The sequence below is a fragment of the Vreelandella xerophytica genome, from assembly GCF_968048975.1.
Genome location: NZ_OZ309106.1, coordinates 1,846,098 through 1,861,326 on the forward strand (window position 1 = coordinate 1,846,098; position 15,229 = coordinate 1,861,326).

The 15,229-nt window shown below is 57.4% G+C and carries 15 protein-coding genes and 1 tRNA gene; 6 read left to right on the forward strand and 10 right to left on the reverse strand.

Features of this window, described 5'->3' with window-relative positions; all coding sequences use genetic code 11:
• Positions 1-14 precede the first annotated feature (14 nt).
• From coaE to pilB, 4 genes are read right to left on the reverse strand one after another with little or no spacing between them, the layout of a single operon-like run.
• A complete protein-coding gene (coaE, locus tag ACWF8S_RS08775) occupies positions 15-620 on the reverse strand; it encodes a dephospho-CoA kinase (protein WP_447556486.1) in 606 nt (201 codons plus the stop codon).
• Between the two features lie 45 nt (positions 621-665).
• Complete coding sequence (locus ACWF8S_RS08780; RefSeq protein ID WP_447556487.1) at positions 666-1,511, reverse strand: prepilin peptidase; 846 nt, start codon at positions 1,509-1,511, stop codon at positions 666-668.
• Between the two features lie 20 nt (positions 1,512-1,531).
• Positions 1,532-2,758 carry a type II secretion system F family protein gene (locus ACWF8S_RS08785; protein ID WP_447556488.1) on the reverse strand — a complete coding sequence of 409 codons (1,227 nt, stop codon included), beginning with the start codon at positions 2,756-2,758 and terminating at the stop codon, positions 1,532-1,534.
• A gap of 8 nt (positions 2,759-2,766) precedes the next feature.
• The gene (gene pilB / locus ACWF8S_RS08790; RefSeq protein WP_447556489.1) at positions 2,767-4,512 is read right to left on the reverse strand and encodes a type IV-A pilus assembly ATPase PilB; all 1,746 of its coding nucleotides are present in this window, start codon (positions 4,510-4,512) and stop codon (positions 2,767-2,769) included.
• Positions 4,513-4,741: 229 nt separating this feature from the next.
• Between pilB and ACWF8S_RS08795 the strand changes: the two genes are divergently transcribed.
• The 3 genes from ACWF8S_RS08795 (at position 4,742) to ACWF8S_RS08805 (ending at position 6,709) form a co-directional block, all read left to right on the forward strand.
• Complete coding sequence (locus ACWF8S_RS08795; protein ID WP_447556490.1) at positions 4,742-5,152, forward strand: prepilin-type N-terminal cleavage/methylation domain-containing protein; 411 nt, start codon at positions 4,742-4,744, stop codon at positions 5,150-5,152.
• Positions 5,153-5,701: 549 nt separating this feature from the next.
• On the forward strand, positions 5,702-6,505 hold the full coding sequence (locus ACWF8S_RS08800; protein ID WP_447556491.1) for an inositol monophosphatase family protein: 804 nt from the start codon (positions 5,702-5,704) through the stop codon (positions 6,503-6,505).
• A gap of 127 nt (positions 6,506-6,632) precedes the next feature.
• Positions 6,633-6,709, forward strand: a tRNA-Pro gene (locus tag ACWF8S_RS08805).
• A 163-nt stretch (positions 6,710-6,872) separates the two neighbouring features.
• Here ACWF8S_RS08805 and ACWF8S_RS08810 read toward each other — a convergent pair.
• Both ACWF8S_RS08810 and ACWF8S_RS08815 read right to left on the reverse strand, forming a co-directional pair.
• Positions 6,873-7,652 carry a transporter substrate-binding domain-containing protein gene (locus ACWF8S_RS08810; protein ID WP_447556492.1) on the reverse strand — a complete coding sequence of 260 codons (780 nt, stop codon included), beginning with the start codon at positions 7,650-7,652 and terminating at the stop codon, positions 6,873-6,875.
• Positions 7,653-7,776: 124 nt separating this feature from the next.
• Entirely contained in the window at positions 7,777-8,592 is an 816-nt protein-coding gene (locus tag ACWF8S_RS08815) for a LuxR C-terminal-related transcriptional regulator (RefSeq protein WP_447556493.1), read from the reverse strand.
• Between the two features lie 229 nt (positions 8,593-8,821).
• Between ACWF8S_RS08815 and ACWF8S_RS08820 the strand changes: the two genes are divergently transcribed.
• Complete coding sequence (locus ACWF8S_RS08820) at positions 8,822-10,189, forward strand: APC family permease (protein ID WP_447556494.1); 1,368 nt, start codon at positions 8,822-8,824, stop codon at positions 10,187-10,189.
• Positions 10,190-10,200: 11 nt separating this feature from the next.
• The gene (locus ACWF8S_RS08825; protein ID WP_447556495.1) at positions 10,201-11,130 is read left to right on the forward strand and encodes a carbon-nitrogen hydrolase family protein; all 930 of its coding nucleotides are present in this window, start codon (positions 10,201-10,203) and stop codon (positions 11,128-11,130) included.
• A 134-nt stretch (positions 11,131-11,264) separates the two neighbouring features.
• Here ACWF8S_RS08825 and ACWF8S_RS08830 read toward each other — a convergent pair whose 3' ends face one another.
• From ACWF8S_RS08830 to ppnN, 4 genes are all read right to left on the reverse strand, one after another.
• Positions 11,265-11,444 carry a hypothetical protein gene (locus tag ACWF8S_RS08830; RefSeq protein ID WP_447556496.1) on the reverse strand — a complete coding sequence of 60 codons (180 nt, stop codon included), beginning with the start codon at positions 11,442-11,444 and terminating at the stop codon, positions 11,265-11,267.
• A gap of 112 nt (positions 11,445-11,556) precedes the next feature.
• Complete coding sequence (locus ACWF8S_RS08835) at positions 11,557-11,760, reverse strand: hypothetical protein (RefSeq protein WP_447556497.1); 204 nt, start codon at positions 11,758-11,760, stop codon at positions 11,557-11,559.
• Positions 11,761-11,935: 175 nt separating this feature from the next.
• Entirely contained in the window at positions 11,936-12,661 is a 726-nt protein-coding gene (locus ACWF8S_RS08840; RefSeq protein ID WP_447556498.1) for a sulfite exporter TauE/SafE family protein, read from the reverse strand.
• A gap of 65 nt (positions 12,662-12,726) precedes the next feature.
• Positions 12,727-14,112: a nucleotide 5'-monophosphate nucleosidase PpnN gene (ppnN, locus tag ACWF8S_RS08845; protein ID WP_447556499.1), complete on the reverse strand. Its 1,386-nt coding sequence runs from the start codon at positions 14,110-14,112 to the stop codon at positions 12,727-12,729.
• 160 nt (positions 14,113-14,272) lie between these two features.
• On the opposite strand from ppnN, the gene ACWF8S_RS08850 reads away from it, so the two are divergent.
• On the forward strand, positions 14,273-15,163 hold the full coding sequence (locus ACWF8S_RS08850; protein ID WP_447556500.1) for a LysR family transcriptional regulator: 891 nt from the start codon (positions 14,273-14,275) through the stop codon (positions 15,161-15,163).
• Positions 15,164-15,229 lie beyond the last annotated feature (66 nt).

A 15,229-nucleotide genomic window follows, 5' to 3' on the forward strand; every position in this document is an offset into this window, starting at 1 on the left:
AATTCAGATAAAACTCAGGTTTCGGTGGAACTCAGCTTTCGATAGTACTCATCAAGCATGGCGATTTGATCGGCAAGCCGCGTGGGGTCGCCATCGTTATCGATCACATCATCGGCCCGGGCCAGGCGCGCCTCGCGGCTCAGCTGGGCGGCCAGAATGGCGCTTACTTGGTCCTCGCTTACCTTGTCCCGGGTCATGGTTCGGTGGCGCTGGGTCTCAATACTAACATCTACCACCAGCGTGCGCTCCACCAGCGCCACCTGGCCGGATTCGAACAGCAGAGGCGACACAAGCAACACGTAGGGCGAGTGTGCTTGAAGCGCTTTCAAGTGCTCAACAATACGTGTGCGAATGCGCGGGTGCGTGACGGACTCGAGCCATTGCCGCTCGGTGGGGTGGGCAAATACCCGTGTGCGCAAGGCGGCCCGGTTCAGGGTATCATCGTCATTGAGCACATCGCTGCCGAAATGCTCGATGATATCTGCAAGGGCGGGCTTGCCGGGCAGGACAACTTCCCGAGCCACATCGTCAGCGTCGACATAGCCGATACCCAGCGCTGCGAACGCGCGTGCCACGGTCGATTTTCCCGAACCGATACCGCCAGTTAAACCAATGATCATAGTGCGAACCCGGTGACGTGTTGGCATTGCTACGTGTTGGCGTTACTAATAGCTGAGCGCAATATAAAGGGCAAACAGTTCATCACCTGCCAGAAGGCATACCCAGCCGGCAAGCGCCAGGAAAGGACCGAAGGGAAGGGGTTTGCCGCGCATGCCGGGCAAAAGCCACTGAGCCAGGCCGCCAATGAGGGCTCCGATACCCGCAGAGAGCACAAGAAGCAGCGGCAAGAAAGCCCATCCAAGCCACGCCCCGAGCGCCGCCAACAGTTTGAAATCGCCGTAGCCCATTCCCTCCTTGCCGGTAACCAGCTTGAAAAGCCAATAGAAAGTCCAGAGGCTCAAGTAACCGGCCATCGCACCGATCACCGCGCTTTCCAGCATGAAGGACTGAAACAGGAGCTGATATAAAAAGCCCAGCCAGAGAAGCGGCAGGGTCAGTGCATCCGGCAGCAAGAACGTGCGAAAATCGATGACCGCCAGGGCCAGCAGCGTCAGGCAGGCCCCGTAGATGAACACCGCGTCAAGCGAGAAGCCGAACAAAGCGAGAACCGCTAGCGCCAGAAGGCCTCCGGCCAGTTCGACCAGCGGGTACTGAGGGCTGATGCGGGTATGGCACTGAGCACAGCGCCCGCGCCGTTTGAGCCAGCCAACCAGTGGCAGGTTATCGTGCCAGGCGATGGGCGCCTCGCAGCGCGGGCACATGGACGCCGGCGCGGCAAGGTTGAAGCGCGGCGAGGTTTCTGAGGGTAGTTCGAGAGACTCCCGCGCCTCACTGCGCCAGCGGCGCATCAGCATCACCGGCAGGCGCGTGATCACCACGTTCAGGAAGCTGCCGAAGCACAGGCCAAGGATGAAGATGAAACAGTATAAGACGGCCGGCGATAAGACCATGATACTCCAGAAAAAAACGGTTAAAGTGCGGTGCCGATTTCAAAGATGGGCAGATACATGGAAACGACCACGCCGCCTACCAGCAAGCCCAGTACGACGATTATAACCGGTTCCATCAAGGACGTGAGCGTGTCCACCTTGTTTTCCACTTCCTCTTCGTAGTAGTCGGCCACCCGGTTGAGCATGGCATCGAGCGACCCCGCCTCTTCACCGATATTGACCATCTGGACGGCCAGTGCGGGAAACCGATTGGTCAGGCGCATGGCGAAGTGAAGCTGCTGGCCGGTGGTCACGTCCTGGCGGACCTCGTCGATCGCTTTCATGTAAACACGGTTGTCCGCCGCGCCCGAAGCGGTTTCCAGGCCTTCGATCAGCGGCACGCCGGAGCTGAAGGTGGTGGCAAGCGTACGGGTAAAACGCGATACCGCCGATTTGTGCAGGATATCGCCCAGCACCGGCAGGTGTAAAAGCAGCTGGTCGATGTTATAGGCGACCTTCTCGGAGCGCCGGGCCGCGGCCTTGAGCAAGAAAATGCCGCCGACGATCAGGCCAAGGGCCGGCAGCCAGAAGGCCTGGGCGAGCTCGGAGAAGCGAACGGTAAGCTGCGTGAGCATAGGAAGTTCGGCGCCGAAGCCCTGGAACATGCTCTCGAACTCCGGCACTACCACTACCAGCAGAATCATGGTCACCACCAGGCCGATGGTCATTACCGCCGCCGGGTACCAGAGCGCCTTCTTGACCCGGCTTTTCAAGGAGGCGACCTTTTCCTTGTACAGGGCGATGCGCTCGAGCATCTGATCCAGAGCACCCGCTTGTTCGCCGGCGCTGACCAGGTTCACGAAAAGCCGGTCGAACTGCTTGGGGTGTTTGGCCATGGCCTGGGAGAGGCTGTCGCCGGAAGAAACGTCGCGCATGATCTGTTGGGTAAGATCCACCATGGCGGGTTTCTTCATGCTCTCGGAAATGGCCTGAAGCGCCTGAAGAATCGGAATGCCGGCGCGCATCATGGTGGCCATCTGCCGGGCGAAGAGCATGATATCCACGCTTGCCACCTTGCCTCGGCCGCCCAGGCTGCTGCGTTTCTGGATCTTTACCGCGGTGATGCGCTGCTTGGCGAGCTGCTCGACGATCTCCTCCTTGGTGCGGCCAATGAGATCGCCTTTCATGATCCGCTCCTGCGGACCCTTGCCCTGCCATTTCCAGCGGTGCAGGGGGGCAAGTTTCGTGCGCGCTTTCGCTTTGGCCATCACCTCGGTTACTCCTTGCTGATACGGTTGACTTCTTCCAGGCTCGTGCTGCCATCCAGTACGCGGTTGAGACAGCTCTGATAAAGGCTGGGATGATCTTCGCGCCGAGCGAGTTCGTCGATCTCGATGGCGTTGCCGTCGCGCATGATCAGATTGCGCATGGCGTCACTGATCGGCAACACCTCGTAGATACCCACGCGTCCTTTATAACCCTGGGTGCACTGCTTGCAGCCCACCGCCTTGTAGATCGTGACGTCCTTGAGCTGCGCCTTGGTGAAGCCCAGCTTTAGAAGCGCCTCATGGGGAATGTCCGCTGGCGTCTTGCACTGAGGGCAAAGCTTGCGCGCCAGGCGCTGGGCAATGATCAAGGTAACCGAACTGGCAATGTTGTAGGAGGCGACCCCCATGTTGGCCAGACGGGTCAAGGTTTGGGCCGCCGAATTGGTGTGCACGGTGGAAAGCACCATGTGCCCGGTCTGGGCCGCTTTCACGGCAATTTCCGCAGTTTCCAGATCGCGGATTTCCCCGACCATGACCACGTCCGGGTCCTGGCGCAAGAACGCCCGCAGGGCACTGGCGAAGTTGAGCCCGATCTTGGGCAGCACGTTCACCTGGTTGATGCCGGACACCTTGATTTCCACCGGGTCTTCGGCGGTACAGATATTGCGCTCGATCTCGTTGAGCATATTGATGCCGGTATAGAGCGTCACGGTCTTGCCGCTACCGGTGGGGCCGGTCACCAGTATCATCCCCTGAGGCCGTTTCAGGGCGGTCTCGTAATCCTTTTGCTGCTGGGCGCTGAAACCCAGCTGCTCGATGCCCAGGCGCACCGAAGAAGGGTCGAGAATCCGCAGTACCAGCTTCTCGCCGTACACGGTGGGCAAGGAGTTGACCCGAAAATCGATCGAGCGGGTGCGCGAAAGCTGAAGCTTGATCGCGCCATCCTGAGGAAGGCGGCGCTCGGAGATATCCAGTCGCGACATGATCTTCAAGCGCGCGGCGATACGGTCGCGCATGGCGAAGGGCGGTTTGGCGATCTCGATCAGCATGCCATCGATACGAAAGCGCACCCGGTACTGGGATTCATAAGGCTCGAAATGAATATCCGACGCGCCCCGGCTGATGGCATCCAGCAGTATCTTGTTGACGAACTTGACCACCGGCGCGTCGTCTTTATTGGCGGCGGCGCTTTCGAGCGTAATCTCTTCCTCTTCCTCCTGGACGATATTGAGCTCACCAATGGCGTCGTCCACGCCGCTCATTTCATCAAGCAGACTGTGCTCGCTCTGCGCGACGTACTGGCTCAGGTTGCTGCGTATCTGGTCCACCGGTGCCAGCACGCCTTCCACGCTCAGGTTGGTCGCGAACTGAAGTTCGTCGAGCTGGGTGAGGGTGGCGGGGTAAGGGACCGCCACGGTCAGGCGATGCCCATGGCGTGCCAATGGCAGCACGTTCAGCTTGCTCAGGATCTTGACAGGATATTTGCTGGCCGGGGGCAGGGCGCTGAGCTTGACCGAATCAAGATCCACCACCGGCAGACCGTACTCCCAGGCCGCCGCCAGGGCGGCATCAGCGGAGCCCACCAGCCCGCTTTCCACCACGTGCTCCAGAAACGAAAGCTCGAGCCCGGCACTGGTGGAGTCCGCCACCTCCGCCTGAGCCTGGGTCAATACCCCGTGGGCAATCAGGCGCCTGGCCACACCGGTCAGCTCGCGCGCGGCGGCAAAGGGCTCGTTAAACGCAGATGGATTCATAAAGGCTCGCGAACGCTTAAGTGAGACGTACTTGAGGAACCGCCCATTCAGGGCGGCCACCAAAAGCTACTATAATGCACGTTTAAGCATCATCATAAAGGCTGAATAACGCTCAAAAAAGGCTGATAAAGCTAGTTGCCAACCCCAGGGGGGGTAAGCTAATGTGACGTCACACTGGGCTAAGCGCCTTTAGCCTCAAAAAAAGACCGACCGCAAGGGATCCTCATTCATGCAAACCCCCAACACGAAGCAACTAAGCCGCTACCATCAGGGTGGTTTTACATTGATCGAGCTTTTGATCGTTATCGCTATCATTGCCATTTTGGCTGCGATTGCAGTGCCCCAGTACGGCAATTATCTCGATCGTTCAGAGCGTAGCGCATGCTTATCAGAATTAAGTTCTTACAGATCGCTCGCCATGTCCACTACAGCAATAGGAGCTAGTGATGCTGAAGTTCCTGATTTTGACTTTCAGTCTTGCAACCCGACTGAGACTCAAATAACAGAACTTGATAATAAGTTCCGCGGTACAAACGAGCCAACCGGGACAACACAAATTACAACGCAGAGTCGTGGACAAATAGCATACGTAAGTGCTAATGGCCAAATTACAGCTGAGGCACCTGCTGTTGGACAGTAATATTTCATAAGAGTTGATAGCCTCAATAGAAGAAGCCGTTTTCACGGCTTCTTTTTTAGTATTAATATTAATGCATTCGAAGTTTTATTCTTATATTGAAAATGGCTATTGCCTCGGTCAAAGAAATTGATCTTAATATATTTTATAATTTTGATCGAGTTTTATAACACGTTATAAATATTACTATAAGTGTTGTTGATACGATAGGCAGTGTTGCGCAGATCAACTATGATTTCTCTATTTTTTGTATACATATTGAGTGTATGAATTTTGCTTGCTGCTTCACTAACTATATTGCTATTAACTCGATCTTTAGGCTGCAAAAAATATTTTAAATGATGTTAATAAAATAGTCTTATTTTAATTTTAAGTTAGTTTTAAAAATTGTTATAGAAACTCAAAGTGATAGGTTGAAGTTAACCTTGCAGGGATTAAGGTCGCTACGCGGATTTTGGTTAATATTATTGTTAAAGCCGTTCGCCAGTGTCATGACATTGTCATCGTAAACACCTAATATAAAGCGTTTATACGATTAACTTGGGAGCAACCATGGCGGTTACGTTACAAGCGCGTTTACAACGGACGGTGCGCATTGCCGAAGAAGCCGGGCGCATGATTGTGAAAGCGCGGGCCGAACAGCGCTTTGACCAGCGTCTCAAGGGCGGCATCGAGCTGGTGACCGATGCCGATGTGGCGGTGGACACCTTTATCAGCGAAGAGCTGACCCGGCACTTCCCGGGTGAAACCCAGCTCAGCGAAGAGCTGAGCCCGGAGCAGGGTCTGGGCAGCCAGGAAGCGCTGTGGGTGGTGGACCCCATTGACGGCACGGTGAACTTTGCTCACGGCCTTCGTCATGTGGCGGTTTCCATTGCCTGGCTCGAAGACGGTGTGGGCAAGGTCGGTGTGGTGCACGCACCGTTTCTCAATGAGACCTTCACCGCCATGGAAGGCGGCGGGGCACACTGCAACGGCAAGCCCATCAAGCCAAGCGGCGCGAGTGAGCTTGCCGCCACGCTCGTGGCTACCGGCTTTCCTTATGACCGGGCCGCGCGCAAGGCGCTGATGCCGCGCCTGGAAGTCATTCTGATCCACTGTCAGGACATCCGCCGTAACGGCGCCGCCGCCCTGGATATCTGCGATATCGCCTGCGGGCGTCTGGATGCCTACTTCGAGACGGTCTCGCCCTGGGATTTCGCTGCAGGCTGGGTCATCGCCCGGGAAGCCGGCGCAACTCTTGGGCGCCTGGTGGAGGTTCCGCCCGGTGTATCCGAAGACCTGTACCCCGAACAGCTTCTGATTACCGCCCCCGGCGTTTTCAAGGATATACAGACGCTTTTGCAAAGCGTGGAATAGGTGCCCTGCCAAGCATTTGAAAAGAAAGCGTAAAAAGGCCTTTTCATTTGCGCCGTTTAACGCTAGTATACGCACCGTCTTGAGGCGATAAGCCAGCGCTTTGAAAACGTTGGGGGCCAAGAGAAATCGGAGTGTGGCGCAGCTTGGTAGCGCGTTGCAATGGGGTTGCAAAGGTCGCAGGTTCGAATCCTGTCACTCCGACCAGAAATACCAAAACCGCCGCTACGGGTCATCCCGAGCGGCGTTTTTTTTGCCGACAGGAAACCGCTATCAGCATTATTGTTCTGGACTGAGTATGCCCGGTACAAGAAAGGCAGCTTATCGAGCTGCCTTGTGGGCTTGAAGCCAGTTGATCGGTTTAAAGCGATTAAATCTTGATATCGTAATCGACGTGCCTGTTCATGATCTCATCATAAGTACCATCTTGCTTGATCTCCCGTAGTGCCTCGTTGAATGCTTCTGCCAGGGCTTCATTGCGGGGATGAAATGCTGCGGCAACACCGTGACCAAAATAGCGCTTGGGTTCGCGAATCAAAGGCGAGCTGGTAACGATTCCACTGCCCTCGGCGTCGACCTGAAGCGTCGAGAGCGCCAGCGGATAGTACATGAAGGCGGCGTCCAGGCGTCCGGCGCTGACGTCCAGCGCCAGCTCCTCGCCTGTTGCAAAGCGGCGTACATTGACGATATCACCATAGTTATCGGTGATATACATGTCGCGGATGGTTCCCCGCTGAACGCCTACGTTTAGACCCTCCAACGATTCCCAGTCGTCGATATCGATCTCACGGCCTTCTGGGGTCACCCATACACTGGGGTTGCTGTAGTAGGGCTCTGAAAACAGTACCTGTTCACGACGCTCATCGGTGATCGCCATGGACGAAACGATCGCGTCATACTTGCGTGCCATCAGCCCGGGAATGATGCCGTCCCAGCCTTGTTCTACCCATTGGCACTCGCGTTCGATACGCCGACACACCTCTTCGCCCAGTTCGACTTCAAACCCCGTCAAGGTGCCATCCGGGAGTCGATACTGAAACGGCTCGAAGGGCACATCGACCGCGAGCCGCAAGGGTCGGTCGGCATGGGAAGGGGCGGCAACGATCAATGAAGCCAAGGAGATGGCAATAGCAGCGCTATAGCGAGACATGTTCATGATCTCTTTTCGTTATTCATATAAGTTGTTGGTGAAGTAATGTCGCACGAATGGAGTGACCGGTAAAGCACTGGCCCGAGCGCGTGCGGGCCTGGTGAAGAACAGCAATTGATGAGGGTCAAGCCGACTGCGTCAAACGCGCAAAAAGCGGCATCATCAGCGCGAAAAGCTCCGCCTGGGAGGAAATGGCGCACCTGGCGTACAGCTGACGACGAAATACCTTCACCGTTTGCGGGCTGACATCCAGGTGAAGACTGATGGAGAGCGAGGAGTGGCCTCTTAAAATAAAGAGCGCTACCTCTGCCTGGCGGGGGCTTAGTGCAATACGGTGCTCCGTTGCCAGTGCTTCGCGCAACCGCTCGCCAAGCGGGGCTTTAATGGCGCTTTGCGTCTCTTGTAAGCGATACGCCTGCCAGTGCTTTTTCAGCAGATGGCTCAGGGTCATTTCGTTGTGTTGCAAGGCCTGGATCTCGCGTTTGCTGAAAGAGCGTCCGCTGGAGCGGTCCTTGCCGAAACAGGCGGTGAGCGTGAGGGTTTCGGTGAGGCTGGCAAACACGGCGACTTCATCCACCAGCGTGGTCTGCTTGTAGTAATTCTTGTAATAGGGGGTGCGCTTGAAATGGTCGGGGGCGACGTCCTCGAGCCGGCGTATGCCCTGCACGTCTTTCTTCAAATGCTCGCGGTAGAACGGATCCAGCAGATAGGCGCTGTCCAGGTAATCGCTGTCCATGGGGAGATACACCACCGGGTCGGTGTATTCCCGGTAAAGCACGGCCGGGCGCTGTTCGCCCTGGTAGGCGATGATGATCAGATTATCAAAGGCCGCGAAACGCTTTACCAGCCGTGAGAAACAGCGGGGGAGTTCCGGGGTGGCCAGCGCCAGGATCGCGTTAGCCAGTGCCTCGTCGGTTTCACGTTGGTTCAGCTGTTGCATAAGAAAAAGCTCATACCCCCCTGGGGTTATATACGTGCCGGGAAGGGGCTCATACCGTTACAAGGCCCGCCGATGTCGTACCATAAAGCCTTGCAGGCGCGGGGCGTCGGTCATCGGATAACGTTGCGCAGGCTACTCCACAAGCCGGATTAAAGCACATGCCCGCCGGGGTACACGGCCAAGGCCAGGCGCTGCGCGCGATCAATTATAACGGTACAGGAGACAAATGATGACGGGTAACACTACCCAATTGGAGAGAACCCTCTCGCTGAAAGCGGTCGTGCTGTTCGGTCTTGCCTACATGACCCCTCTGATCGTGTTGGGAACCTTCGGAGTGATCGCCAGCACCAGCCACGGTGCCGTGCCCACAGCCTACTTGATCACCACGGTGGCCATGCTGTTCACGGCTTACAGCTACGGCATCATGGCGCGAACCTTTCCCGTGTCGGGCTCGGCATACACCTATGCGCGCAAGGCCATCGATTCCAGGGTCGGCTTCATGGTTGGCTGGAGCGTTCTGCTGGACTACTTCTTTCTGCCCATGGTGATCTGGCTGATCGGAGCGGCGTACCTGAACGCCCAGTTTCCGGCGGTGCCAAGTTATCTTTTCCTGTTGGGGTTCATGGGTATCACCACGGCGCTGAACATCTACGGCATCAAGATGGCCGCGAAGGTGAATTCACTGTTGATGGTCTTTCAGATACTGGTCATCGTTTTCTTCGTGCTGCTGTCCATTCGCCATGTGTTCGCCAATGATGGGGCGACGGGGCTTTTCAGCCTGCAGCCGTTTCTGGGGGAAGGCGCCGGGTTCAGCGCAATAGCGGCGGGGGCCGCCGTGGCTGCCTACTCGTTTCTCGGCTTCGATGCGGTCACCACGCTCACCGAAGAGACCATCGAGCCCAAGCGCAACATTCCCAAGGCGATCATGCTGACCGCGCTGATCGGCGGGGGAATCTACGTCCTGGTAGGATACGCCACGCAACTCGTTCATCCAGGCAGTGATTTCATCAATGCCGATTCGGCGGCTTTCGAGATCGCCATGACCATTGGTGCGGATCTGTTTGGCGCGATCTTTCTGGCCGGGCTGATCCTGGCCCAGTTCACCTCGGGCCTGGCCGCCCAGGCAAGCGCTTCAAGGCTGCTGTTTGCCATGGGGCGTGACGCGGTACTGCCACCCAAGCTTTTCGGCATGCTGCACGCGAAGTTTCACACGCCGATCTTCAATATCGTGCTGACCGGCGCGGTCGGCATCATCGCACTGTTTCTTGATGTGCTGGCCGCGGCATCGTTCATCAACTTTGGCGCTTTCGTCGCCTTTATCATGGTGAATGTCTCCGTCATCTTTCTGGTGAGCCGGGATGCAGACGCCAAAAGGCGCTACGGCGTGGTCAAGGGTATTCTGGTGCCGCTGGTGGGCGCGCTGGTCAACCTGTGGCTGATGAGTCAGCTGGATATCAACGCCTTCCTCCTCGGCTTTGTGTGGCTTGCCATCGGTTTTGTCCAGCTTGTGTACCTGACCCGGTTCTTCCGTCGTGAACCGCCGGAAGTGGATTTCGATGAGTCCGAGCCTGACGCCTCATCCCAAACGCCCCGCTGAAGGAGAGCGACATGTCCCGATACTTGCCCGTACTCATGGTTCAGCAAGCCAGCAAGATTCACGGCCAGGATGTTGAGCTACGCGGCTTCGAGGCCGAGTTAGAAGAGCTTTTGAGCGATTTCGGCGCTGACTTTTCCGAACCCCGGATGGTGGTCTATCCGGAGATGTATCTATGCGCAGCCTCGGGAACGCCGAGCGAACGAAACGCGCAGCTCGAGGCCGCCGCCGAACCGATCGATGGCCCGCGTGATCGCCATCTTTCACGTATCGCCCGGCGCCTGGGGGTGTGGCTCTTGCCAGGAACGGTGTGCGAACGCGGCGAGGATGGGCATCTTTACAACACCGCACCGGTGTATTCGCCGGACGGCGAGCGGGTGGCCACCTACCGCAAGTGCTTTCCATGGCGGCCTTTTGAACCCTACCGGCCGGGCGAGGGCTTCACCACGTTCGAGGTGCCTGGCGTGGGGCGGATAGGTCTGGCGATCTGCTATGACATCTGGTACCCCGAGGTGGTCAGGCAACTGGCCTGGTCAGGGGCCGAGGTCATTATCAACCAGGTGGCGACGACTACCTGTGATCGGGCCCAGGAACAGATACTCGTGCAGGCCAACGCAATCTTCAATCAGGTCTACATGGTCAGCGTCAACACGGCAGCCCCGTCCGGTGAGGGGCAAAGCCTGGTGGTGGACCCGGAAGGGCGCATTCGGGCGCGAATGCCCGGTGCAACCGCGGGGATTCTTACCGATGTTCTCAACCTGGACGAAGTGGCGCGTGTACGCCGCATGGGGACCGCCGGCTTGAATCGCATGTGGTCACAGTTCAACGAACACGACCCGGTACTGGAACTTCCCATGTATGAAGGGCGAATCGATCCTCGGAAATGGCGTGACAACGCCAGGACGAATCCGACGACGCGACACTCTCCTCAAGCCGATGAGTGAAGATTCGACCCAAGGCTTGGGTCATCGGGTAGTTTAGAGAGGCGTAAAAAAACCGCCGCCTGAGATTCAGACGGCGGTTTTCAGCGATGAAATAGTGCGTCAACAGACAGATAACGCCGGCGCGAGAAGATCCGTTAGAAACGACCGTCAATGTCGTCGGGATTTCGGGCCGAACCATTACCGGGCCGGTTGGGATTCTGACCGGTGCGCTGAGTGTTGTTGCCGCGATACTTGTTCCAGGCGTTCTTCGCCTTTTGCCGGTTGGCAGGCTTGCGCAGCCAGTTGAACACCGCCAACATGATCCATTTTCTCATAAAAACCTCCTGGTTCTTATTAAGAGGGTTAAGCGTTGATATTGCCAGCTGAGGCCTTCAACCAAAAACCGCCGCTTTTCCGGCAGCGGCGGTCAAGACAAGAGGAACCTGTTTACTCCTGCTGGGCCCGGTGGTCGGCGAGTGCGGTGGTAACCGCTTCTTCCCACTGGCCGGCGTTGATTCCCCAATGCTCCATTTCGTCCTTGTCCGGGGTGCTTTCGGCAGCAGCTTCCAGCTCTTCCGGGGAGTAGGCTTCAAAGCAATGCTTGGCGAATGCCTTGGTCGGACCTTCTTGCAACTGGTTGATCATTTCCATTTGGCTCTCCTTTCCTTGTGAGTACATGGCCTTGTGAACACATGGCCTTTTTGTACGTAATTCTATAAGCAGATGACTGTATAAACACGTGGCTCTGGAAGCACGTGGTGTTACGAGAGTGTCAATCAGTATAGTGGGTTAGCCACCGTTTTGCGTTAAACGTTCAATCGAGGCGCTAAACAAGCACATCGGTAACGATCTTGAGCGCGACACCCGAGAGCAGCAGCATGATCAGGTTGTCGAACCACACGTAGGGCAGGCGTTTGCCCAGTGCGCTGCCCAGGGGCATGGCCAGCGCAATGACGATAAACGCCGCCAGGCTGTACCCCCCAAGTTCCAGCGTCAGAATGCCCGCGGCGAGCAGCGCGGGTATCTGGGCCACGGTAATGGCACAGAAAAATACCGAGATCGAGCCGATGTACACGCGCCGCTCAAGCTGCATGGCGTTCAAGAAGGTGATGGAGGCCGGGGCCGACATGCCCGCGGCCCCCTGAAGCACACCAGCCACCAGCCCGACCGGCAGGACCATACGATTGGCCAGTGCAAACGGAAGGACCATCTTGCGCCTTGCCAGTTTGATGCCCAGGTACAGCACGATAGCACCGGCCACGCCCAGCGAAAGCCACTCGTGAGAAAGCGCGACCAGTCCCCAGGTGCCTACCAGAATACCCGCACAGCCCGCCAAGGAGAACGCCGCCAGAAAGCGCAGCGGCAAGAGGTGGCGCCGGTACTGCCACACCTGAATGGCGTTGCTGAACAGGTTGGAGGCCACCAGAACGGCAATCGCCACCTGCACGTTGTAGAGCATGGTGAATACCGGCACGACAATCACCGGCACCCCGGAGCCGATCGCCCCTTTTACAACCCCCGCCACCAGCAGGGTGATAAGTGCAATAATCACTCGTTTTTCCTGACATCGCCCACGGATGTCGCTGGTTGGTTTTCAGGGACTAGTCCTTGAGCACGCTAGTTCTTGAGTACATAGCAAGGCGTGTAGGGCTGGCCATCGAGTTTCATGCGTCCTTGAGCGACGAATGAGTTCAAGAGGGCGTCCAGGCGCTTCATCAGCTCCGGCTCGGCGGAGAGCACGAAGGGGCCGTGGGCTTTTATGGCGCGAATGCCGGGTTCCTTGACGTTGCCGGCCACGATGCCGGAAAACGCCCGTCGCAGGTTGGCGGCAAGCTCGTGAGTGGGCTGGTTGCGATGAAGGGCCAGGCTGCGCATCGCGTCGTGGGTCGGCTCGAAAGGGGCCTGGAATTCCCGGGCGATAGTGAGGCGCCAGTTGTAGTAGAACGCGTCCTGGTGTTCACGGCGAAAATGGGTGATTTCATCGACGCCTTCGCGCATGCGCCGGGCGACAGCCACCGGGTCACCGGTAATGATGGTGTAGTAGCGACGAATCTCTTCGCCCAGCGTGTACACCAGAAACTCATCGATCTTCTCAAAGTAGGCCGCGGAGCTGGCGGGGCCGGTAAAGATCAGCGGGAAGGGGGTATCGCTGTTTTTCGGATGAAGCAGAATACCCAGCAGGTAGAGAATTTCCTCGGCCGTACCCACGCCGCCTGGAAAGACGATGATACCGTGGCCCAGACGCACGAAGGCTTCCAGGCGCTTTTCGATATCCGGCATGACCACCAGTTCGTTGACGATGGGGTTCGGGGCTTCGGCGGCGATAATGCCCGGCTCGGAAATCCCCAGGTAGCGCCCGCCCTTGCGCCGCTGCTTGGCATGAGCCACGTTGGCGCCTTTCATGGGGCCTTTCATCGCACCCGGCCCGCAGCCGGTACAGATATCCAGCTCCCGCAGACCCAGATGATAACCCACGTCCTTGGAGTAGTCGTACTCCTCGCGGGAAATGGAGTGGCCGCCCCAGCACACCACCAGGCTCGGGTCGAGCCCCGGCTTCAACGTGCCGGCCTTGCGCAGGATATGAAACACCGCGTTGGTGGTGCCTTCGCCGGTGGAGAGATCAAAACGGTTATGGTGCTGGATTTCGTTATAGACGTAGACGATATCGCGAAGGATCGAGGAAAGATGCTCGCGGATGCCGCGAATCATATGACCATCGACAAACGCTTCTGCCGGGGCGTTGGTCAGCTTCAGGCGAATGCCCCGATCCTGTTGGAGGACTTCGATATCGAAGTCCTTGTAGGTCTCCAGAATCGCCAGACTGTCATCGGAGGGGTTGCCACAGTTGAGTACCGCCAGGGCGCAACGACGAAGAAGATCGTGCAGGCCGGTCTGCGAGGTACTCTGCAGCCGGTTGACCTCCTGCTGGGAGAGAACTTCCAGGCTGCCTTCAGGGGAAATGATGCTTGAAATCGTAGGGCGCGGGGCCAAGGGTTGATTCATTCGCAGGACAATCTCTATGTAGGTGCCGATAAATTTCCATACTATCACGTAAGCCCCGGGGCGCGCGCAAGGCCGCCTTCGCGAGCCAGTTATGTTAACCTTACGCGTTTTGGTGTTCGTATTTACAGCACTTTACGTTACTTTTGCCATGGCACTTATCATGTTCAATGCCCATTACTTTCGAACCTTCATTACCCTGGTGGAGACCGGTAGTTTCACGCGTACCGCGCGCCGTCTGGAAATGACCCAGCCCGGGGTAAGCCAGCACGTTCGCAAGCTAGAAGAATATCTGGACAAGACACTGATCGAGCGCAAGGGCAAGAGTTTCAGTCTCACCGAGTCTGGACGGCGGGCCTACGACTACGCGCTCAAGCTGTTCGCCGAGCACGAGCAGTTTCGCCATGCCCTCGATGACGACTCGATTGACAGCGGCGAATGCCGGATTGCCTCGCCGGGAAGCGTGGGGCTGATGCTGTACCCGTTCATTCTGGGCCAGCAGCAGATGCATCCCAACCTGACGGTGAGCTACAGCTTTGCATTCAATCATGAAATCGTCGGTGATCTGGTGGAGGGGCGTTACGATCTGGGGATCGTGACCGAGCAGGTAAAAAACGCTGATCTGACCTGCAGTGTCTGGCACAAGGAACCGCTTTGCCTGGTGGTGCCGGCGGATTTTGCAGGCAGCACACTTGCCGAGCTGATGGGACTGGGGTTCATCAACTACTACGATGGCATCAACCACGCCAACCATCTTCTGCGCGCCAACTTTCCGGACGAGTTTCGCTCGATGAGCCACTTTCGCCACCAGGGCTTTACCAACGAGGTCAGCATGGTGCTCGATGCAGTGGCGCGTGGGCTTGGCTTCACGGTGGTCTCGCGTCTGGTGCTGGAGACCTCGCCCTGGCAGCGTCAGGTACGGGCGCTGGCGCTGCCCGCCGCCGTGGACGAAGTGCTCTATGTACTTACCCGGCGTGATTCCACGCTGCCCAAGCGTTACGAGAAGCTTTTGAGTGGCTTCAAGGAGCAGCGCCTTCAGGAAACCATGCTGTAAACCGGCAGTGCCTTGCTTGCGCTCAGGCTGCGCTTGAAACCGCGCCCATGAAAAAGCCCCCAGGGC